Below are 20,836 nucleotides of genomic sequence, written 5' to 3' on the forward strand. Positions count from 1 at the left end.
CTCGTGAGGCAGCGCGTCGCTTCCGCCGTACCACTTGGTGTGCCACTTCGTGGCCGGGTTGCCGTCGATGGCGTTGGCATCGGTGCCGTTCTCACCTGTGGTCTCCTCGCTGTCGGAGTACACAACGCTCCAGTCCGCCTTGGAGATCGGTGAGCTGGTGCTGGGCACCTCGGTGGCCGGGAGCAGCTTCAGCCCGGACGCGGTGACGGCGAACGCGCCGGACTTGTCGCCCGCCTTGATCCGCAGGGTGCCGGAGCGGTCGGCCGGGTCGAAGAACCAGCCGGTGGCGGCGGAGTCGTACGCGGACTTCGACGTGAGCCTGGTCAGCGCGGTACTGTCCACTGTTACAGCGGTGGGGGCGTCGGCCGCGTGGACCGTGAACTCGTAGCCCCGTGAGGCGGGCTTGCCCTCGTACGAGCCGGTGCTCGCGCCCACGTCGATACGGACGTCCCCGGTGCCGGACTGCGGCGCGGACACGTCCACCTGCTGCTTCGCGTACGCGCCGCTCTTGTAGGCGCGCGTGATGCCGTCGTCCTCGTACAGGGTGAAGGAGGACGAGCCGCGCGGGTACACGTCGTAGGTGAGGGTGTCGACCGGCTTCTCGCCCTTGTAGTTCATCTGCGGCCACATCGGCACGATGCCGCCGCCCTTGACGAACAGCGGGAGTGTGTCGAGCGGTGCGGAGTAGCCGTCCAGCCAGCCCGGGCCCTGGTACGTCTTGCCGGTCCAGTAGTCCGTCCACGTTCCGGCCGGCAGGTAGATGCCGTTCCGCGTGGACGTGTCGGACACGACGGGCGCGACCAGGAACGAGTCACCGGACATGAACTGGCCACTCGTCTGGTTGCCGCGTGCGACCGGGTCGTCCGGGTACTCCAGGACCATGGCCCGGACCATCGGCGTACCGGTCTCGGTGGCGACCCGGCTCATCGAGTACTGGTAGGGCATCAGCCGCATCTTCAGCTTGAGGTACTGGCGGTTGATGGAGAGGTACGGGTCGTTGAACCGCCAGGGCTGCTTGTCGTGGTAGCCGGTGGACGGGTTGGTGGCGCCCCAGCCGGACATGGTCATGAAGGCCGGGGTGAACGCCTTCCACTGGAGGTCGCGGACGTAGGTCTTGGGGCTGCCGTTGTAGATGCCGTCGACGTCGCCGGCGGCATAGTTGAAGCCGGACAGGCCGGCGCCCGTGATCGCCGGGACGTGCCAGCGCATGTCGTTCCAGGTACCGTGCGTGTCGCCGGTCCAGACGATGGCGTTGCGCTGGGTGCCGGCCCAGCCGTTGACCGTCCAGACGTAGCGGCGGGCGTCGGAGTTGTTCTCGATGCCGTCCACAGCCTGCTGGACGGCGTTGAAGGCGTACTTGTAGCCGGGGCCGACCCAGGCCACGTCGGTCTTGACGGCGCGGCTGCCGTCGACGCCGACCTCCCTGTTGATATTCGCCAGGCCGGTCGAGGTCCACAGGCCAGTTTGGAAGCCCTTGGCCTTCAGTCCGTCGACGGTCGCCTTCAGGTCGGTGTAGCCGCAGCCGTAGCCGTCGTTGGGCAGGAACCAGCCCGACGGCATGTCGGCGGTGCGGGCGTCGTCCGCGTACCCGAGGACGTCCTTGGTGGTCTGGTGGCGGGCACGGTTCCGGTCACCCCGGTAGCTGGGGCTGGAGGCGTTCCAGCAGTCGGCGTTGCCGAGCTCGAAGCCCCACATGGGCGCCAGGAACGGCTTGCCGCTGACGTCGGTGTAGGCGTCCAGCACGCCCTTGAGGGAGTCGCCGACGAAGTACCAGGCGTCAAAACGGCTCTCGTTGTGCGTGAACGTGCCGGGCGCGCCGAAGGAGTAGGTGCCGGGGGCCCAGGTGTTGCGCATCACGCCGTAGCCGTTGGTGGACATGTAGAAGGGCGCAGGACTGGCGTTGGTGTTTTCCTGCCACTTGCCTTCGGCGGCGACCGGCACGGTCTTGCCGCGCAGTGCCCACTCCCCGAGGCGCAGGCCGGTGCCGTAGAACTGCTCGTCGGGGCCCTGGGCAAGGTACTGGCTGGTCTGGGTGCCGGTCCAGGACAGGGGCTGGGACTCGGCCCAGACGAGTGTGGAGTTGTCGGCGCGGTAGACGGAGAACCGCAGTGGCGACTTGTTCACCCGGATGTTCAGCGCGGGGGTCGTGATCCGGTAGTGCGAGCCGGCGTCGGTGACGCTCGTCGTCACGGCGCCGAAGTCGGTGTCGATCGCGAGGGTGCTGCCCGCCGGGTCGTTGGTGAAGCCGCCGCTGGGCGACAGCCAGATCCGGAAGATGTCCTCTCGGGCGATCACCACCCGGGCCTTCGCCGCCGTCGATGTGCTGATCGTGAAGGTGTTCCCCGACTTGGTGACCCCGGTGGCGTTCCCCGGGCCCGCGGCGGCTGCCGGGGAGGCGGGGCCGGCGACGGAGAAGAGAGCTGCCACCATGGCGGCCACCAGGCCCAGGATGGCCGGGCGTCCGCGTCCGGGCCGGCTCCTTCTCGCGGAGCCGCCCCCTCTCCAGGGAAGTCGGGGTCTGTCTGGACTTCGTCGCATCACAGCCGCCTTTCCGGCCATGCGGGCGTCGCGCCGCGTCTGGGCGACGCCCGCTGCCACTACATGCCGATGTGTTCACGACATAACAACAGTCCCCCTTGGTGGCGTCAAGTGATTGGTACTCCCCATCTGCAATCAATAATGCGCAACCGTGCGCATGGGCTGGGTGGACGGACCGCCAGGGTTACGAGTCCATAACCCAGCAGGGCCGACAGGTGACGATCGTCCCTACCTCTGTCCAAGGTTGAGTGAAACGCGCATACCTGATCACCTTCGCGCTTCATTGCTCGCGTACCAAAAGGCGGTAGCTACCATGAAGCGACGTTTCTTCGCCCTGTCCGCCTCCGGAGTCGTCGGCGCGCTCGTCCTCTCGGCTTGCGGGGGCGGCGGATCCGGTGCCTCCGGCGTGGACGGGATCACCACGATCAAGTTCGTCGCGGCGGACTACGGCTCCAACGGCGACAGCCCCAGCCAGGCGTACTGGCAGGACGTGATCACGGCGTTCGAGAAGAAGAACCCCAAGATCAAGGTCGACCTTCAGGTCATCAACTGAAACGACCTGGACACCCAGGTCAAGACGATGGTCCAGAACGGCGACCAGCCGGACATCGGGCCGGGCGGGCGAGGGGCCTTCCCGGCGGGCCCGACCCAACCGGCCGACCGGGTCCCGCCCCCGTCCCCTCATCCGGCGCCTCGGTGCCCTGCCATGGATCGGCCGGCCGTCGTCCTCATCGTGGCCGTCGTCGTCTGGCCGATCGTCGAGATGGTCCGCACCTCGCTGCGGCGCATCGACACCTCCAGCGCCGCCCAGGGGCCTGCCGGACTCGACAAGTACCGCAAGCTGCTCGCGGACCCGCGCCTGCCCGACGTCCTGACCTGGACGGNGGACCCGCGCCTGCCCGACGTCCTGACCTGGACGGCCGTCTGGACGGTCGTCGTGGTCGCGCTCACCATGCTGGTCTCGCTCGCCCTGGCACAGCTCTTCAACCAGCGTTTTCCTCACCCAGATGTTCCAGCCGACGGCCCTGCAGGTGGACCTGTACCGAGAGTTCCACGCGCTCGGGCTGCTCGACACGGTCACCGCGCTGATGGTCGCCAACGCGGCGTTCAACCTCGCCTTCGCGGTCTGGATCATCAGCGCGTACACCGGCTCGATCCCGGTCGAGCTGGAGGAGGCGGCGATGATGGACGGCGCGAGCCGCTCCGGGGCGCTGTTGCGCGTGACGCTGCCGCTGGCGATGCCGGGCATCGTCACTGCTGTGATCTTCACCTCCATCGCGGCGTGGAACGAGTTCATCATGGGCCTGACGCTGACCACGTCGCCGGAGCGACAACCTCTGACGGTCGGCATCAACAACATGATCGGCGCGTACAGCATGCAGTGGAACTATGTGTTCGCGGCATCGTTGATCGCCATCGTGCCAGTGGTGATCCTGTTCGCGGTTATCGAGCGGCATGTGGTGTCAGGACTGACGGCGGGTTCCGTGAAGTGACGCCCTGCAGACCTTCGACGCCCCTGGGCGGCTGTAGGCCGTGTCCGGCGGATCATGCCTGGGCCGCCGCGGGGTCCGGCACGCGCGTCCGCGGCGTTGCCGTCAGTTGCCCATGCTCCACGCCGACGCCCTCGTGTGCCTTGCTCCTGCGCACACACGCATCCGCTCACCAGTGGGCGAAAGCACGCGGCTCGGATGCCGGCATGGTCCGCCGGACACTCCCTAGACGCAGCGGACGTCGACGCCCTGGCCTGAGAGCTGTTCGACCAGGTCGTCGGGGGCGTCGTGGTCGGTCACCAGGACGTGGATCTTCGGGACCGTACAGACCCGGGCGAAGGCCCGCTGCCCGAGTTTGGTGGAGTCCGCTACCACGATGACCCGGCCTGCGCGCTCGGCCATGGCGCGGTTCGCGCTGGCCTCGCCCTCGTCGTGGGCGGCGGCGCCGAAGCGGGGGTCGACGGCGTTGACGCCGAGGATGGCGAAGTCGAGCGAGAGCTCCTGAAGAACGGCGGTGGCGATCGGGCCGGTCAGCTCATACGAGTGGGGGCGCGCGACCCCGCCCGTCACCACGGTCTTCACATGCGGCCGCACGGCCAGCTCGTTGGCGATGTTCACGGCGTTGGTGACGATCGTCAGGGCCGTGCTCCCAACCTGCTCCGCGAGATCGGCGCGGGTAGCGAGCTCACGCGCCACCTCCGAGGTGGTCGTCCCGCCGTTGAGCCCGACGACCGCGCCGTGCGGGACGAGCGCGGCGGCGGCGCGGGCGATGCGCTGCTTCTCGTCGGCCTTGCGGGCCGTCTTGTATCGGAGGGGCAGGTCGTACGAGACGCCGCTGAGCACCGCGCCACCGCGGGTGCGGGTGAGCAGCTGCTGGCGGGCCAGCTCCTCCAGGTCCCGACGGACCGTCGCGGGGGAGACCCCGAGCAGTTCGGCGGCCTCGCCCACCTCGATGCGACCCCGCTCGCCCAGCGCGTCGAGCAGCCGCGTCCACCGCTCGTGGGTGCTCATCACCGTTCTCCTCGCCTCGTGACCTTCGGGAGCCGAGCGTAACCCGCCCCGGTTCCGCTATGACTATTCATGCGTAGTGTTGCTCAAAGGTGAGCGTATCTTTTATAAATGAGTCAGCTTCATGCATTCGAGCTGGATGTACGCCAGCCGTGAACCGCCTGGGAGGCACTGTGAGCCATGTCGACACGGAAATCGCCAGCCAGCCCGCGTGCTGGCGCCGGGCGCTGGACACGCACGGGGCGCGGCTCCAGGCGCTGCCTCGGGACGGAGAGCGGGTGGCCGTCATCGGCTGCGGCACCTCGCTGTACATCGCCCAGACGTACGCGGCGCTGCGCGAGTCCGCCGGGCGCGGCGAGACCGACGCCTTCGCGGCCTCAGAGTTCCCGGCGGCCCGCCGGTACGACCGGGTGCTCGCCATCAGCCGGTCCGGCACCACGACGGAGGTGCTCACCGCGTTGAAGCAGGCTGCGGGCACACCGACCGTCGCCGTCACCGGCGACCTCGGCACACCCGTCAAGGACGCCGCCGACACGGTCGTGGACCTGTCGTTCGCGGACGAGCGCTCGGTCGTGCAGACCAGGTTCGCCACCACCGCGCTCGTCCTGCTGCGCGCCGGCCTCGGCCTCGTACCGCCGGATCTGCTGCGCCAGGCCGAGTACACCTTGGGGACCCGACTCCCCGAGGAGTTCCTGGGCGCCCGGCAGTTCACGTTCCTCGGCAGCGGCTGGGCCGTCGGCGTGGCCCACGAGGCGGCCCTCAAGCTGCGCGGGACGGCCGGTGCGTGGACCGAGTCGTACCCCGCCATGGAGTACCGACACGGCCCGATCAGCGTCACCGGGCCCGGAAGTGTCGTCTGGTTCTTCGGGGAGCCCCCCGCCGGGCTGCTCGACCAGGTCCGCGCGACCGGCGCGTACGCCACGGTCTCCCCGGGCGACCCGCTCGCGGACCTGATCCGCGCCCAGCGCCTCGCCGTCGCCCTCGCCGGGCGCCGCGGCCTCGACCCCGACCAGCCGCGCCACCTCACCCGCTCCATCGTCCTGGCCGACCACCTGGTCGAGTCATGACAGCCGGCGCCGTTGGCACGGTCGGTGCTGCTGAGACGGCCGGTGCCGTCGGCACGGTCATCGCCCTCGACATCGGAGGCACCTACATCAAGGGCGGCATCCTCTCCGACGGCGGCACCGACGGCACCCTCGACCACACCGAGCGCTGGTACACCCGCGTCGAGCGCGGCCCGGAGGCCGTCCTGGAGACTGTGCTCGCCTGCGCTGCCGAACTGGCTGAGCGCTGCCCCGCAGCGGCGGCGGCCGGAATCGCCGTCCCCGGCATCGTCGACGAGGCGTCGGGACTCTCCGTACGCGCCGCCAACCTCGGCTGGCGCGGCGTGCCCATCCAGGACTGGCTGGCCGAACACCTCGGCCTGCCCATCGCCTTCGGCCACGACGTCCGCGCCGGCGGCCTCGCAGAGGCCCGGGCAGGCGCCGGACAGGGCTGCGCCGACTTCCTCTTCGCCCCGGTCGGCACCGGGATCGCCGCCGCCGTGTTCAGCAGCGGCCAGGCCCTGACCGGAGCCCACGGACGCGCCGGCGAACTCGGCCACGTAGTCGTACGGCCCGGGGGAGACCCCTGCCCGTGCGGGGGCCGCGGCTGCCTGGAGACCGTCGCGTCGGCCGCCGCCGTCACCCGCCGCTACTCCCGTGCCACCGGCTGGCACGGCGTCACCGCCCGGGACATCCAGCGGCGTGCCGCCGCGGGTGACCCGGCAGCCACGGCCGTCTGGACCGAGGCGGTCGACGCGCTGGCGGACGGCCTGGCCATCGCCGTCACGCTGCACGACCCCGAGCGGGTCGTCATCGGCGGCGGCCTCGCCCAGGCAGGTGAGTCCTGCCTCGCGCCCCTGCGGGAGGCCCTCGCGGAACGACTCACGTTCCAGACCGTGCCCGAGGTCGTCGCGGCCCGGCTGGGCGACCAGGCGGGCTGCGTGGGCGCGGCGCTGCTGGCCCGGGACCTCCTCGGAGCGAGGCAGCCGGAGCGTACGGCGGTGGACGCCCCGTGATCCTCACCGCCACCCTGAACGCCGCCCTCGACATCACCACCACGTCGACCGGCTCCGCCCCCATACCACGCACCGCGTCCGCGAAGCGCCCGCCCGCCCGGGCGGGCGGGCGGGCGGCAAGGGCGTCAACGTCTCACGGGTCCTGCACACGCTCGGGCACCCCACCCTCGTCACGGGTCTGGCCGGGGGGCAGACCGGCGAGACCCTGCGCCGGGAACTGGCCAGGGCGGGGGTGCCCGAGCGGCTGTCCCCGATCAGCGGCGACAGCCGTCGCACGGTGGCCGTGGCCGACGCGCACATCGGCGACAAGACCACCCTGCTCGAACCGGGCCCGGCCGTCCTGCCCGCTGAGTGGCGGCGGTTCCTGGACACGTACGAAGAACTCCTCCGCCAGTCCACTGTGGCCGTCCTCTCCGGCAGCCTGCTGCCCGGCCTGCCCGACGACGCGTACGGGACCCTGGTCCGCGTCGCCCACGCCCACCACGTCCCCGCCGTCCTCGACACCAGCGGCCCCGCCCTCCACGCGGCGCTCCCGGCAGGACCGGACCTGGTCAAGCCGAACGCCGGCGAACTGGCCGACACCACCGGCCGATCCGACCCCCACTCGGGCGCGTGCTCTGCGCACCGCGGGGGCGGACGCGGTCGTCGCCTCCCTGGGTCCGGACGGCTTGCTCGCCGTCACCCCGCAGGGCACATGGCGGGCCCGGCCCAGCGAGCGGCTGCACGGCAACCCGACCGGCGCCGGGGACGCCGCGGTCGCCGCACTGTCCCTCGGCCTGGCCTGCGCGGATCCCTGGCCTCGGCGGCTCGCCGAGGCGGTGGCCCTGTCAGCCGCCGCCGTCGCCCCACCGCTGGCCGGGTCCTTCGACCCGGCCGTACACCATCGCCTCCGCACCAGGGTGGACCTCCACCCCCTCTTCTAAGGATGAACCATGCCCCTTGTCGGAACCGGCGAGATCGTCACCCACGCTGCACGCGCGGGACACGGCGTCGGCGCCTTCAACGTCATCCAGCTCGAACACGCCGAAGCCATAGTGGCCGGGGCGGAAGCGGCAGGTGCCCCGGTGATCCTCCAGATCAGTGAGAACGCCACCCGCTACCACGGCGGCCTGGCGGCCGTGGGCGCAGCCACCCTGGCCGTCGCCCGCGCCGCCCGGGTTCCGGTGGGGGTCCACCTGGACCACGCCACGTCGTCGGACTTGGTCCACGAGGCGGTGGCCCTAGGCTTTACCTCGGTGATGTACGACGCCTCGACCCTCCCGTACAAGAAGAACATCCGGACCACTGCCGAGATCACCGCCCGCTGCCACGGCGAGGGCGTCTGGGTGGAGGCCGAACTCGGCGAGGTCGGCGGCAAGGACGGCGTACACGCCCCGGGCGCCCGCACCGATCCGGACGAGGCCGCCGCGTTCGTCGCCGCGACCGGGGTGGACGCCCTCGCCGTGGCCGTCGGCACCTCGCACGCCATGCTGACCCGCACGGCATCGCTCGACCTCCCCCTGATCGCCGCCCTACGCCTCACCGTCCCCGTCCCGCTGGTCCTGCACGGCTCGTCGGGCGTGCCCGACCACGACCTGGCGGCGGCGGTCGACCACGGCATGACCAAGGTCAACATCGCCACCCATCTGAACCAGGTCTTCACCACAGCCGCCCGCGCGGTCCTCGACGCGGACCGGGCCCTCGCGGATACCCGCCGCTATCTGGGCCCCGCCCGCGACGCGATGACCCACGAGGTCACCCGCCTGCTGGCCGTACTCAAGGCCCGGACATGAAGGCGTGCCCCCGCGGCGGCCCCCGAGTTATGGCCTTCGCGGTCCTGCAAGGGGGCCACTGGCCTCCGGGCCCGGCGTGACTGTGTCCCCCCTGTCCAACGCATGGCCTGGGAGGGTGTCACCGGTCCTTGGTTTAGTTTCAGGGCCCAGCGGGTCTCGGTCGGCGTCTCGCTTTCCCCGATCTTGCCCAGGTAGTAGGCTTGACCGCTCGCCATCGTGAATCTTTCAACGCGCGGTTGCCGCCCGTGTTGAGCCGGTAATGTACGTGGCTCCGCTGGAGCCGTCCAGCGGTGCGCTGCCGGTATCGCTGACGAAGTGGCACACGGTGGGGAAGCGGCCGACATCGCCGACATGGCCGATGACCTTGGCAGCCAGCACGGTGCCCAGACCTGGAAGGGCCGTGAGCGTGTTGCGAGTCGCAGCGAGAGCGTCACGCATCTCGGCTTCGTAGTCCTTGATCTGCCGGTCCAGGCGGCACACGTCGGCCAGCAGGTCGCGCCGCACGGCGTTGAGCCGTTGGAGGACACGGGTGCGCTCGTCGACCAGGTCGTCGTGCCGCTCGGTCAGCAGCCGCAGGATTGTGCTCTGATCCTCGGAGTCGACTAGCCGCAGGCCATGGCGGAACAGGGCGACTTGGGCAACATGGCAGGCGTAGTTGGTGCCCGTCTCGCGGTTGCCGCCGGTGGCCAGCAGCCTGGCTCGGGCCGACAGAGTGGAGGGCGCTTCTCTCTCCCCCCGCGGCCTGACCCGCCCCTGTCAGGGATCGGCGGGAGCGCGCGCCGCTCCCTCGTTCCGGCACACCGCAGCGGCGATTCCGCCCGCCGCCCTACACGCTGTCATAGCATCGCGCGCCACATGCATCCCACCGTCACATGCTTGAGGAGAACCCTGAATGTCTGCCACGATCTCCAACTTCCACTACGGCGCGGTGACCCCCATCTCCGCCTATCTGATGGCATGCCTCGGCGCAGCGTTGGGGCTGCGGTGCACCACACGCTCACTGCGGCGACCGCACGGTCGAGCCAAATGGCTGGCACTGGGTGCCGTTTCGATCGGCTGCGGCATATGGACCATGCACTTCATCGCCATGATCGGCTTCAGTATCCAGGGATCGCTGATCAGCTACGACGCCACGAGAACACTGCTCAGCCTGGCCGTCGCCATCGCGGTGGTTGGTATCGGCGTGTTCCTCGTCGGCTACCGGGGCGGCTCTCTGGCGAACCTGGCCGTAGCAGGCACGATCACCGGACTCGGTGTGGCGACCATGCACTACATCGGCATGTCCGCCATGCACACCGCAGGAGCCCTCCACTACGACACCCCGACGGTGACTCTGTCGGTCGTCATCGCCGTCGTGGCCGCCACCGCGGCACTGTGGGCTGCGGTTTCCGTCCACGGGCTCTGGGCGAGTCTGGGCGCGAGCCTGGTCATGGGAGTTGCTGTGACTGGCATGCACTACACGGGCATGGCCGCGGTCTCCGTCCACCTCAGCGGCCAGACCACAGTCACGCAATCGTCCCCGGCCTTGATGGGCTTTCTCCTGCTCATGCTCGCCGGGCCGCTCACCATGCTCTTGGTCGCCGCTGTGATCGTCATGTTCGACCCCGACATGATGCTGGGCGACAGCGTCAGCTGGAGCCGGCCGGCCTCCGCACCTCACGGCACCGGCACCCCTGCACAGCAGCCGGGACAGCACCCCTCGTCCCACTCATCCTGATGACTGGTGTCTCCGCCCGGGTGACCGGCGTCGGCCCGGGTGACCGGCGTCGAGTTCTTCTGCGGCCCGGGATGGGTTACTGCCAGGCTCGGCGCTCGTGATCCACGCACCATGGCGCTGCGCCCGTCCGCCGTGGTGACCGTCCGGCCGACCCAGACGTCTCAAGCGGGGTCAGACCGAGCCAGCATCGGTCCCACCCGCTTGCCGAGAGAGGCGCGGAGACGGCATCTCCACCACCTGGCAGTGGGTGTCCTGAATATGGAGCACCATAGCGCGGGACTCACTGTCGTCGAGAGCGAACACGAATGGTCCGGGTATCAGTACCACGTCGATGAAGCCCTGGCTGACGTACTCGTTCAGGCGGTCGAGTTCGGGCAGCGGCTGCCTGGAGGTCCTGCCGTTGTCCAAGAACACGGTCGGCTGGGGCAGCCCCAGATCCCGGGCGTACCGCAGCAGGGCGCTTCGGTGGGTCCACATCGCCCATCTGTCGTAGGGGTAGCAGCGCAGGTAGACTGCTATGCGAGACTTCTCTCCGGCATTCATGACCATCACCCATCGCCTGGATATTCCCGAAGTTGCAACAGAAGCCACGTCAGGGCATTCCGTATCTTTCATGCCCTTTCTAGTTAAAAGCAGACGACGAGTCGAGTGCAGGGAGAAATGGCCCGCTTTCTGTTACAACTCGTACCGATGCTGACGGTGTCAATACGTAGTGAGTGCCCAAATGATAGGTAGTGGGTAGCGGCTCTACTAGGCGGCGTATTACGTCGTGATCAATCTGCGAGATTTTCCTTCGCGGTAGACCCTGGACTGGTAGACCCTTTTGGGCGACGCGAGTGCAACTGACGGATGTGGAGTAGGAGGTGATCGAGCCGCACCTGCCGATCGGCGAGTACGGCCCGTATTCCGAGCGGCTGCGGCAGCAGTTCGAGGGCGTGATCTGGAGGTTCAAGACGGGTGGGCGGTGGCGGGAGATGCCGACGGAGTTCGGCGCCTGGTCGACCGTCCACAACCGTTTCCCGCAGTGGCGTGACACCAGGGTCTTCGAGACCCTGCTGGAGGGCCTGATCGCAGAAGCCGCGAAGCGCTGTGAGGTGGACCTGTCCCTGGTCAGCTTTGACTCCACCACCGCCCAGGCCCATCACGACGCGGCCGGGATGCCCCTCGACGAGGAGGTCTTCACCGCTCTGGAGAAGGCTTCCGCCGAGGAGAAGAAGGCCAGGTTCAAAGGGGAAGGCCACCCTGCTCGGACGCTCCAGGGGCGGACAGACCAGCAAGATCCACGTCATCGGCGAGTGGAAGTGCCGCGGGCCCGTCGGCCGACCCCGCACCCGGCCGGACGCGGTCGCCGCAGACAAGGCGCACTGGTCCCGCGGCAATCGCGCCCACCTGCGCAAACGTCGTACCAAGGCGGTCATCCCGGAGAAGAAGGACCAGGCCTCCAACCGGAAGAAGAAGGGCTCCAGAGGCGGCCGGCCCGTCAGCCACGACGCCGACCTCTACAAGGAGCGCAACACCGTCGAACGCCTGATCAACAAACTCAAGGCATGGCGAGGCATCGCCACGCGATACGACAAGACACCCGCGAGGTACCTCGCTGACCTCCACCTGCGCGCCTCGATGATCTGTCTCAAAGACCTCACCCGGATCACCTGGTGATCACAACCAAATACGCTCCCCAGGTCAGGGGCCATTGACATTGCATGATCACATTTCGTCCGGAGTGCCATGCTGGCCCGTCTTGGAGGGGTCAGCACGGTTCGGGCAGGGGGCTGACGGCGGCCTTCAAGCACTAGGCCACGGACAGGGGGGCGCAATGAAAGCACGGTCTCAGTGATCATGCGAGTGTCGAGGTCTCATGAATACCAAGGGAGTCCATGCCCGCTCCTGCATCTTCTCTCATGCCCACGGTGTGACGTGTGCAGCTCCGATCCCGCCAGCGGACGCGGGCGGGCCGGCTTCCTGGACCTGGTGCCCGACCTGCGAGGTGTCGCGTCCGTGGCCGCTGCTACCGCTTGTCCGCCCTGGTCGTCGCGGCCACGGCGAGTGTCCGGGCCGGCACATGCCCGCTTGCCGCGATCACGGAAAGGATCAGCGACGCCCCGCGTGGGCCTGCCGTGTCCTCGGCTTCCCCACAGACCCACTCTCCGGCACCGTGTTCGATCCGTACCCCCACACCCTGCGCCGGCCGCTCGGCCAGTTCGACGGCGTCGCCCTGGACCGGGCAATCGGTGCCTTCCTCGCCGCCCGCGCCGACCCCGGACTGCGGGCGATCGCTGTTGACGGCAAGACCCTGCACGGCTCGCGCACGCACGCTACCGGGCACGTCACCAGCTCAACCATGATGGACCACACCGGTGACGTCCTGGCCCAGCACCAGGTCGCCAACAAGAGCTAGGAGATCTCCGCCTCCGGCCCCTGCTTGACCGCGTCGACCTACCGGCGCGGTCACACCGCCGACGCCCTGCACACCTAGCTAGCACGCTCACGGCACCTACCTCCGCGAGCTACGTGCCCACTACATCACACAGGTCAAGACCAACGATCCCGGCTTCTTCGACCGCATCCCCTGCCTGCCCTGGCGTGAGATCACGCTCGACTATACGGCCGAACCCGGGCCCACCACCGCCTGGAAATCCGGCGGCTCAAGACCGCCGCCTTCGCCCACCCCGACCACGCAGACGCACGCCAGGCCCTGCCAGTCGTGCGCTGGAGGAAGACAATCTCACCAACGAGCGTGTCCACCTGATCACCAGCCCGCCGCCCGGCGCGGCCGCCGATGCCCAGCTCGCCGCCTGGACCAGGGGACACTGGAAGATCGAAGTCTTCTCCAGCACGTCCGCGACCGCACCGTTCCGCGAGGACGACTCCAAGATCCATGCCGGCCATCTCCCCCGCATCATGGCTGGCATGCGCAACCTCGCCATCGGCGTTCACCGTCAGGGCGGCCACGTCAACATCGCCGCCGCCCTCCGCCGCACCGGCCGCGACTATCAGCGACCCCTCACCGCCCTCGGGCTGGCCTGACGAACCCGGACACAAGATCACTTCTCAAAGACCCTGCCTGGCTGCCCTCGGCACCACCGCATGAATCAGGACAGGCGTTGACCATGCAAAGACCCTGCTTCCGCCCCGAAGACAGGCTTGTCCGATCCGTTGAATTGGCCCACCGAGAACCGATCCGCTGCCGCCCCCGCTTGTCCAGCAACCCGAGGTCTCTCTCCTCGTCCCGGGCCCAGCCCGGTCCGCGGCAGAGAGCGAATGGCGAACCTCTGACCAGATGCGCGACATCGGCCACGGGAAGGGCGTGCGCCGTGGACCCTTTCGCACCGCAACGTCGGGAGACGGCGCCCCGCTTATCATGAAAGCCAGAGCATCCCCGGGCTGGTGATGACAGTGTCAGGTCGTCGAGGTACAGGATTCGGATTCGTGGGGCGTGGAAGCGAGCTCCGCACGCTGCTGGACGCGGTGCGCACAGGGCCCGCGGTGGTCTTCATCGAAGGTGAACCAGGCATCGGCAAGTCGCGTCTGGTCGGCGAAGCAGCTCTCCGCTTGCAGGGGGACAAAATCTTGGTACTGCGTGGCTCGTGCCTTCCTCTACGTGAGCCCCTGCCTTTCGAACCGGTCATCGAGGCGCTGCGCGACGGGGCCACCCGTATTTCTCCTGATATGCAGCTGAGCCCTGCGGTGACGATACTCGTCCGGTACCTCCCCGAACTCGTCGAGCGGTTGCCGGGCCCGGCGAACGACGAAACGGTCGGCCCCGTGGTTGGTGGTGTGCAGCATCGGATGATGCGCGCGGTGCATGAGGTGGTGACCGCGATCGGCCCGCTGGTGCTGGTGGTCGAGGACGTCCACTGGGCAGACGAGGCAACCCGTGAGCTCCTGCTGCTGCTGGCGAGCAATCCGCCTCAGGAAATGCGCCTGGTGATCACCTACCGCGCACAGGACCTGTCCGCGGGTACGGGAGTGCTGGGGCCGCCCTACCGGCGCCCGGTAGGCGTGGGGGGTGCGGACATCAGGCTCAGGCCCCTGAACGAGCCACAGGTGCGCGAACTGGCCGTGTCGTCACTCGGCCGGAGCGCGGGATCTGCTCTGGGGCAGCAGCTGTACGACCGCAGCGGCGGTCTGCCACTGGCCGTCGAGGAGGACCTGCTTGCCCTGTGCGACCACCTCGAGCACCCGAACGCCGACGCGATGACAGCTCTTAAGGACGTCGGCATCCCACGGTCGGTGGAGGAGTCGGTCAAGGGACGGGTCAGGGGATTGAATACGGAGGCGATGGCGGTCGTGCAGGCAGCGGCGGTGCTGGCAGTCCCCGCCAGCGAAGAGCTGCTCGCCGCGCTGGCCCGGCTGGATGAGGACGAGACTGAAGCAGGACTCACCGCAGCGCTGGAGGCTTCAGTTCTCGAGGAGACCTCGACCGGACAGTACGGCTTTCGCCACGTGCTGGCTCGCCAGGCCGTCTACGAAGGAATTCTCGGGCCGGCGCGCCGTCGACTGCACCGACGCGCAGCGGAACTGCTGACAGCGCGGGTACCGCCGGCACTGGTACAGATCGCTTACCACACCCGACAGCAGGGCGATGTACAGGCGTGGATACCACGGGCGCAGGCAGCCGCCGAGCACGCCGTCGAGATTGGAGACGACGGCATCACCACGGAGCTACTGCAGCAGCTCCTGGCAGAACCCTCACTTCCGCCAGACCTGCGCAACCATTTCGCCCTGGCCCTTGCTCGCATCGCCGCAAGCAGAATCGACTCCTCAGCGACTGTGAGCGTTCTGCGCCGGATCGTGACCGACCCGGGTCTGCCCGCCACAACTCGCGGTGAGGTCCGCCTCGGTCTGGCAAGCGCGCTGGGAAGCCACACAATGGGTCCTGAGGTTGAGCGTGAGATGGAGCGGGCCGTTGATGAGCTGGCTGACCGGCCGGAGCTCGCCGCTGTCGCCATGGCGCGTCGCGGCATGGGAACCAGTGCCACCCCAATTGCTCAGGAGATTGCGTGGATGGACCGCGCTCTGAACGCCGTTGCCCGCACCAGTGATCTTGTGGTAGAGGCGACAGTGCTCGCCAGCCGGATCACCCTTTTGGAGACTCTCGGTGATCCTTCGGCCCGGGAACTCCTCATCCAGCTATCTCAGATGGACGGCGACCGGGCAGTGCAGCAGCAGATCGCCCGAGGACTGCACAATGCGGCCGACCAGGCTTTTTGGCACGGCGACGACATGCGGGCCCGTAGCCTGCTGGATGAGGCAGAAGTTGTAGCGTGCCGGACGCACTCCCAACACTGGGAACATTCGTGCCGGGTCATCCGGATGAACCTGGACTTCGCCAGCGGCAACTGGAGTGGCTTGGACCAGCGCCTGGATGCCTTCGCCCTCCAGGCAAAGTCGGACGAAAGCTACTTCAGTGTGGAATCGTTGCTGGTACGTGCTCTGCTGGAGATTGCCCGCGGGCAGTGGGGCCAGGCCCGCGAACGCCTCGACGCCCTGGCAGAGTTCACACACCAAGCCTATCCTCCGTGGGAAATGGTGCGGGCTGCTGCAATAGGCAGGCTAGACCTCGCAGAAGGCCGTACCAAAAGCGCATGGAATGCGCTGCAACCCGCCCTGGACCTCCTGCGTCACAAAGGCGTATGGGGATGGACTACGGACCTTATCCCCACAGCGGTACAGGCCGCTCTTGCATGCGACAACCCCGACGAGGCCCACCGGCTCATCGAGCAGGTAACCCGCGGGATAGACGGTGCCGAGGCACCGGGAGTCGCGGCGGAACTCCAGTGGGCCCGCGGCCTCGTCCTTGCCCCGGCGGACCCACATACCGCACTCGAATACCTGGAACAGGCACGGACCAGGCTCCAGGCCCTCGGCCGCGTCCACCGCGCCGCCCTTATCACCGAACATGTCGGCAGCACGATGTCTACCGACGATCCCCACAACCCCGGCCGGGCGGCCCGCTACTTCCACGAAGCCACCGATACCTACCGAAAACTCGGCGCAACCGCCGACGAAGCACGCTGCTCGCAGACCCTGCGCGAGATCGGCCAGCAACGCCCCGTCCCTCGAGGACGCCACAGCTACGGTGACGAACTCTCACCCCGTGAACAACAGGTCGCCAACCTCCTCGCCACCGGCGCCACCAACCAGAGCATCGCCCAAGCACTTTCCCTGTCCGTACGCACCGTCGAGCACCACGTTGCGAAAACTCTCAAGAAGCTTCACGCCACCAGAAGCAGCATCCGCGCATCCCTGTGACCCGTCTCCCGGGTCTGTCCGATCAAGGCCCGGGACCTCTCCCGCGGACGCGGTCTCGCTGTACCTTTCGGACCCGAGCCACACCTTCGAGGGCATCGGCACGAGCACCGGGCGAACGCGCCTTCGCCCGCCTCAAGCAATGGCAGATCCTCCGCAAGGCCCGATGCAGCACCAACCGCATCGAGCGCACGGTCGCTGCCATTCACGCTATCGAGATCGCCTGGCGCTCAGGAATGAGAAGCGTTCACGTGCGGATCTGTGAGGGCCGAGGGGTGAGAACCCCCTCGGCTACTCGGCGATCAAGGCCCCTACCCTACACCATCGGAACCGGCGACAACGAGTTCGCCGACTCTCTCGGCCAGAAGCGACACAGCCTCTTGCGGCATGCCCGCGTCGGTGATGAAGCAGTTCACCTGATCCAGTCGCGCGAAACTGCTCAGTCCGATCATCCCCCATTTGGTGTGGTCGGCGGCCAGCACCATCCGGCGAGCCCTGGAGATGAACACCCGATTGGTCTGCGACTCGGCCAGGCTCGGACTGGTCAGACCTTCTGCTTCGGTCACGCCATGGGTCCCAAGAATCAGCAGATCCGTGTGCAGCGACATGATCGTGTGCTCGGCAATAGGGCCGACAAGAGCCTGTGAACGGCTCGAAGCGCCGCCTGTCAGCAGAACAGCAGGCGACTGCATGCTCGATGCACTGTGATTCCGAAATAGCTGTTCGATCGGAAGTGAGTTAGTGAGAATAGTCAGATTCGGAACGCTAAGAAGCCGCTTCGCGACCGCATATGTTGTGGTCCCGCCGCCGAGAGAAACCACACTGCCGGGCTGGACGAGACCTGCGGCAGCATCCGCAATGTCTGCCTTGGCCGCGGACTCCAGCACCGATTTGGCATCAAAACCAGGCTCCTGCGCACTACCGGACGCAATGACTGCTCCCCCGTGGACCTTCTCCACTGTGCCGTTCTGCGCCAGCGCGTCAAGATCGCGGCGAATGGTCATGTCCGAAACACCGAGTGTCTCGACAAGGTCCGACACCCGGACAGCGCCTTCCCGTTGAACCGCTTCGACGATCAGAGCACGACGCTGCTGGGCAAGCAATCCTTGATCCCCCACTTCATCCCCACACCTCGGCAATCATTCGACAAGAAGAAATATAGCTCAGTATCGATTCGCCAGCGATGATCGCTGTCTGTTAGGCATGGTCGGTTTCACCCCGTGCTGCCTGTGGGTGCCGGGAGGACGTCGAGCCACCGGGTCTGGTGGGATCCGGGTCGCTTGTGCGGCTGCCGGGTCCGGTGGGTCCGGCAGCCTCGGCGGTGCGGTCGGCCCTCGGCGACCCCCGTCGGCCGGGGGCGGCGGTCAGGCGGGCAGCCCTATCGCGCGCTCGCCGCTGCGGCGCTGCTGGATGACGACGGCGATCACCAGCAGGGCACCTTGGGCGACGTTCTGCCAGAATGAGTTGATGCCCTGGACGGTGAGTCCGTTCTCCAAGGCGCCGAGCAGGGCGACGGCGAGGAGAGTGCCGCCGATACCGCCCTTGCCGCCCTTGAGGGCTGCGCCGCCGAGGGCGGCGGCGGTGATGGCCTTGAGTTCGAGCCCCTCGCTGCCGGAGACGGGCTGACCGCTGCCGGTACGCGCTGTCAGGAGGACGCCGGCGATCGCAGCAACGATGCCGATCAGGGCGTAGACGGCGATCAGATACTTGTTGATGTTGATGCCGACCAGGCGGGCGGCGGTGTCGTTGCCGCCGATGGCGTAGAGGTTGCGGCCGATGTCAGTGTACTTGAGCAGGATATGGACGGCGAGGGAGACGAGGATGAGGATCCAGACCATGACTGGGAGTCCGGCGATCTTTCCGCGGCCGAGGAAGACGAAGACGTCGTCGTTGAGGACGTAGCCCTGGGCGCGGCCGTCGGAGAGAAGCTGGGCGAGGCCCTTGTAGGCGGCGAGGCCGGCGAGGGTGGCGATGGTGGGGTTGACGCGGCCGTAGACGATGATCACACCGTTGAGGACACCGATGAGCAGGCCGATGCCGACGGCGGCTGCCACGCCGAGGTAGGCGTTGGCGCCGGTGACGGTGAAGGCCATGGCGCTGATGACGGAGGCGACGCCGGTCTGGGATCCGACCGAGATGTCGAGCCCGCTGCAGATGATGACGACGGTCTGGACGACCGCGAGCAGGCCGATGATGGTGGCCGCCTCGGCGATGACCTGCATATTGGAGAGGCTGAGATAGTTGTCGTCGAGGATGCCGAACAGAGCGAGCACTACGACCAGTGCGCCGACCAGACTGAGGTTCTGCCCGCCGACGGCCGCAGTCAGGAACGCGAACCGGCTCGGTACGGGGCCACGATGTGCCCCCGTGGCCGTGGGAGGCTTGGTGATGGTGGTGCTCATGAGGTTGCTCCAGAGATGAGGGCAGGGGCGAGATCGTCGGCCATGGCGAGGTTGAGGATGGCTTCCTCGGTGGCTTGGTCACGGGCAAGCTCGCCAGTGATACGGCCGTTCTGCATCACGACGACACGGTCCGCGAGCCCGAGGACCTCGGGGAGCTCGGAGGAGATGACCAGGACAGCGATGCCCTCGGCGGCGAGGCCGGCGATGATGTGGTAAATCTCGGCCTTGGCGCCGACATCGATGCCGCGGGTGGGCTCGTCCAGGATCAGGACCTTGGGCTTGCGCGCGAGCCAGCGGGCGAGGACAACCTTCTGCTGGTTGCCGCCCGAGAGCTTGCGCACCTCGTGCTCGATGGAAGGGGTTCGTACCCGCAGGCGGTCGGTGTACTGCTGGGCGAGCTCGCGTTCCGCGCCCCGCCTGACGAAACGCAGGCGACGCAGGCGGGCGAGGACGACAGTGGACGTATTGTCGCGGATCGAGCGGCGCAGGAAGAGCGCCTGGGCCTTGCGTTCCTCGGGGGCCAGGCCCAGGCCCGCACGGATGACGGCCCCGGGGTCGCCGGAGGGCAGGACCCTGCCGTCGAGGGTGATGGTGCCGGAGCGGACAGGCCGGTCGCCGGCGAGGGCCAAGGCCATCTCGGAGCGCCCGGCACCGACCAGACCGGCCAGACCGACGATCTCGCCGGCGTGGATCTGCAGGTCGATGTCGGTGACGTCATCGGTGGTGAGGCCGCGGACGTCCAGCACCAGCGGGCCGGTGGCCACACGGGTGCGCGAGAACATCGTGGACAGGTCGCGGCCGACCATCAGACGGACGAGTTCGCCTTCGTTCGTGGCGGCGGCCCGCTGCACTCCGGCGAGGGTGCCGTCGCGCAGGACTGCGATGCGGTCGGCGAGTTGGAAGATCTCCTGCATGCGATGGGAGACGTAGACGACAGCGACGCCGTCGTCCCGGAGCCGGCGGATGAGCGTGAACAGCGCCTCGACCTCGTTCTCGGATAGCGAGGAGGTGGGTTCGTCGAAGGCGATGATCTTCGCATCGCCCGTCAGCGCCCGCAGGATCTCGACCAGCTGGCGCTGGGCGGGGGTGAGCTGTGAGCCGAGCAGGTCTGGGTCGAGGACCTTCTCGAAGCCGAGTCGGTTCAGGTCGGCGGTGACGCGGCGGCGCAGCTCGGCGCGGTCCAGTCGGCGCCCGGCCCTGCGGGGCAGAAGGCCGGCGTAGACGTTCTCTGCGACGGAGACGTGCGGGATGATCTCCGGTTCCTGTGGGATGATCCGGATACCCAGGCGGCGGGCGTCGGTCGGTGAGGAGAGCTGGACGGCCTGGTCGTCCAGGATGGCACTGCCCTCGGTGGGCTGGTGGTCACCTGCGAGGATCTTCAGTAGGGTGGACTTCCCGGCGCCGTTCTCGCCCATCAGGGCGGTAATCTGGCCGGCTGGGAAGTCGAGGGTGACATCCTTCAGGGCCCACACCACGCCGAACCGCTTGGAGAGGTGTCGCACGCCGGCGGAGGGGTGCGGGGCGGTGCGGGGGCGGAGATCCGAGTTCGTGTCGTGGGCTCTGCTCATGATGGCTGCCTTCGGTCGTGCGGGAGGGTG

General features: G+C 68.2%; 15 protein-coding genes and 2 pseudogenes. 10 read left to right on the plus strand and 7 right to left on the minus strand.

From position 1 onward, the window contains the following. The coding region (locus tag QCN29_RS31850) for a glycoside hydrolase family 31 protein (RefSeq protein ID WP_279932537.1) at positions 1-2,430 on the minus strand (2,430 nt) is incomplete at its 3' end. Positions 2,431-2,851: 421 nt separating this feature from the next. On the opposite strand from QCN29_RS31850, the gene QCN29_RS31855 reads away from it, so the two are divergent. Both QCN29_RS31855 and QCN29_RS31860 read left to right on the plus strand, forming a co-directional pair. After that, positions 2,852-3,091, plus strand: a complete 240-nt coding sequence (locus QCN29_RS31855) for a hypothetical protein (RefSeq protein WP_279932508.1) — start codon at positions 2,852-2,854, stop codon at positions 3,089-3,091. Positions 3,092-3,545: 454 nt separating this feature from the next. Continuing rightward, on the plus strand, positions 3,546-4,031 hold the full coding sequence (locus tag QCN29_RS31860) for a carbohydrate ABC transporter permease (RefSeq protein ID WP_318036756.1): 486 nt from the start codon (positions 3,546-3,548) through the stop codon (positions 4,029-4,031). A 222-nt stretch (positions 4,032-4,253) separates the two neighbouring features. Here the strand turns inward: QCN29_RS31860 and QCN29_RS31865 are convergent, their stop codons facing one another. After that, the gene (locus QCN29_RS31865; protein ID WP_279932510.1) at positions 4,254-5,039 is read right to left on the minus strand and encodes a DeoR/GlpR family DNA-binding transcription regulator; all 786 of its coding nucleotides are present in this window, start codon (positions 5,037-5,039) and stop codon (positions 4,254-4,256) included. A gap of 170 nt (positions 5,040-5,209) precedes the next feature. Here QCN29_RS31865 and QCN29_RS31870 point away from each other — a divergent pair, with 170 nt between their 5' ends. The 4 genes and pseudogenes from QCN29_RS31870 to QCN29_RS31885 all read left to right on the plus strand — a co-directional run bounded on the left by QCN29_RS31870 (position 5,210) and on the right by QCN29_RS31885 (position 8,867). Beyond that, positions 5,210-6,103 (plus strand): SIS domain-containing protein, encoded by an 894-nt coding sequence (locus tag QCN29_RS31870; RefSeq protein ID WP_279932511.1) that lies wholly within the window; start codon positions 5,210-5,212, stop codon positions 6,101-6,103. Next, entirely contained in the window at positions 6,100-7,095 is a 996-nt protein-coding gene (locus QCN29_RS31875) for an ROK family protein (RefSeq protein ID WP_279932512.1), read from the plus strand. Before QCN29_RS31870 ends, QCN29_RS31875 begins: the two co-directional genes overlap by 4 nt. Then, positions 7,092-8,018: pseudogene (locus tag QCN29_RS37225) on the plus strand (1-phosphofructokinase family hexose kinase). Before QCN29_RS31875 ends, QCN29_RS37225 begins: the two are co-directional and overlap by 4 nt. A gap of 9 nt (positions 8,019-8,027) precedes the next feature. Beyond that, a complete protein-coding gene (locus tag QCN29_RS31885; protein WP_279932513.1) occupies positions 8,028-8,867 on the plus strand; it encodes a class II fructose-bisphosphate aldolase in 840 nt (279 codons plus the stop codon). A gap of 225 nt (positions 8,868-9,092) precedes the next feature. Here the strand turns inward: QCN29_RS31885 and QCN29_RS31890 are convergent, their stop codons facing one another. After that, positions 9,093-9,371, minus strand: a complete 279-nt coding sequence (locus QCN29_RS31890) for a transposase (protein ID WP_279932514.1) — start codon at positions 9,369-9,371, stop codon at positions 9,093-9,095. A gap of 388 nt (positions 9,372-9,759) precedes the next feature. Between QCN29_RS31890 and QCN29_RS31895 the strand changes: the two genes are divergently transcribed. After that, on the plus strand, positions 9,760-10,584 hold the full coding sequence (locus QCN29_RS31895; RefSeq protein ID WP_279932515.1) for an MHYT domain-containing protein: 825 nt from the start codon (positions 9,760-9,762) through the stop codon (positions 10,582-10,584). A 171-nt stretch (positions 10,585-10,755) separates the two neighbouring features. Here the strand turns inward: QCN29_RS31895 and QCN29_RS31900 are convergent, their stop codons facing one another. Further along, positions 10,756-11,061, minus strand: a complete 306-nt coding sequence (locus tag QCN29_RS31900) for a hypothetical protein (protein ID WP_279932516.1) — start codon at positions 11,059-11,061, stop codon at positions 10,756-10,758. A 386-nt stretch (positions 11,062-11,447) separates the two neighbouring features. Here QCN29_RS31900 and QCN29_RS31905 point away from each other — a divergent pair. The 3 genes and pseudogenes from QCN29_RS31905 to QCN29_RS31915 all read left to right on the plus strand — a co-directional run bounded on the left by QCN29_RS31905 (position 11,448) and on the right by QCN29_RS31915 (position 16,839). After that, positions 11,448-12,243: pseudogene (locus QCN29_RS31905) on the plus strand (transposase). Positions 12,244-12,739: 496 nt separating this feature from the next. After that, complete coding sequence (locus tag QCN29_RS31910) at positions 12,740-12,982, plus strand: hypothetical protein (RefSeq protein WP_279932517.1); 243 nt, start codon at positions 12,740-12,742, stop codon at positions 12,980-12,982. Positions 12,983-13,974: 992 nt separating this feature from the next. Then, on the plus strand, positions 13,975-16,839 hold the full coding sequence (locus tag QCN29_RS31915) for an ATP-binding protein (protein ID WP_279932538.1): 2,865 nt from the start codon (positions 13,975-13,977) through the stop codon (positions 16,837-16,839). A 308-nt stretch (positions 16,840-17,147) separates the two neighbouring features. On the opposite strand, the gene QCN29_RS31920 is transcribed toward QCN29_RS31915, so the two are convergent. From QCN29_RS31920 to QCN29_RS31930, 3 genes are all read right to left on the minus strand, one after another. Further along, positions 17,148-17,954 carry a DeoR/GlpR family DNA-binding transcription regulator gene (locus QCN29_RS31920; RefSeq protein WP_279932518.1) on the minus strand — a complete coding sequence of 269 codons (807 nt, stop codon included), beginning with the start codon at positions 17,952-17,954 and terminating at the stop codon, positions 17,148-17,150. Positions 17,955-18,200: 246 nt separating this feature from the next. Continuing rightward, a complete protein-coding gene (locus QCN29_RS31925) occupies positions 18,201-19,238 on the minus strand; it encodes an ABC transporter permease (protein ID WP_279932519.1) in 1,038 nt (345 codons plus the stop codon). Continuing rightward, on the minus strand, positions 19,235-20,806 hold the full coding sequence (locus tag QCN29_RS31930; RefSeq protein WP_279932520.1) for a sugar ABC transporter ATP-binding protein: 1,572 nt from the start codon (positions 20,804-20,806) through the stop codon (positions 19,235-19,237). The genes QCN29_RS31925 and QCN29_RS31930 overlap by 4 nt, the downstream gene beginning before the upstream one ends. Between the last annotated feature and the right edge of the window lie 30 nt (positions 20,807-20,836).

The sequence above is a fragment of the Streptomyces chengmaiensis genome, assembly GCF_029846775.1.
Lineage (GTDB): Bacteria > Actinomycetota > Actinomycetes > Streptomycetales > Streptomycetaceae > Streptomyces > Streptomyces chengmaiensis.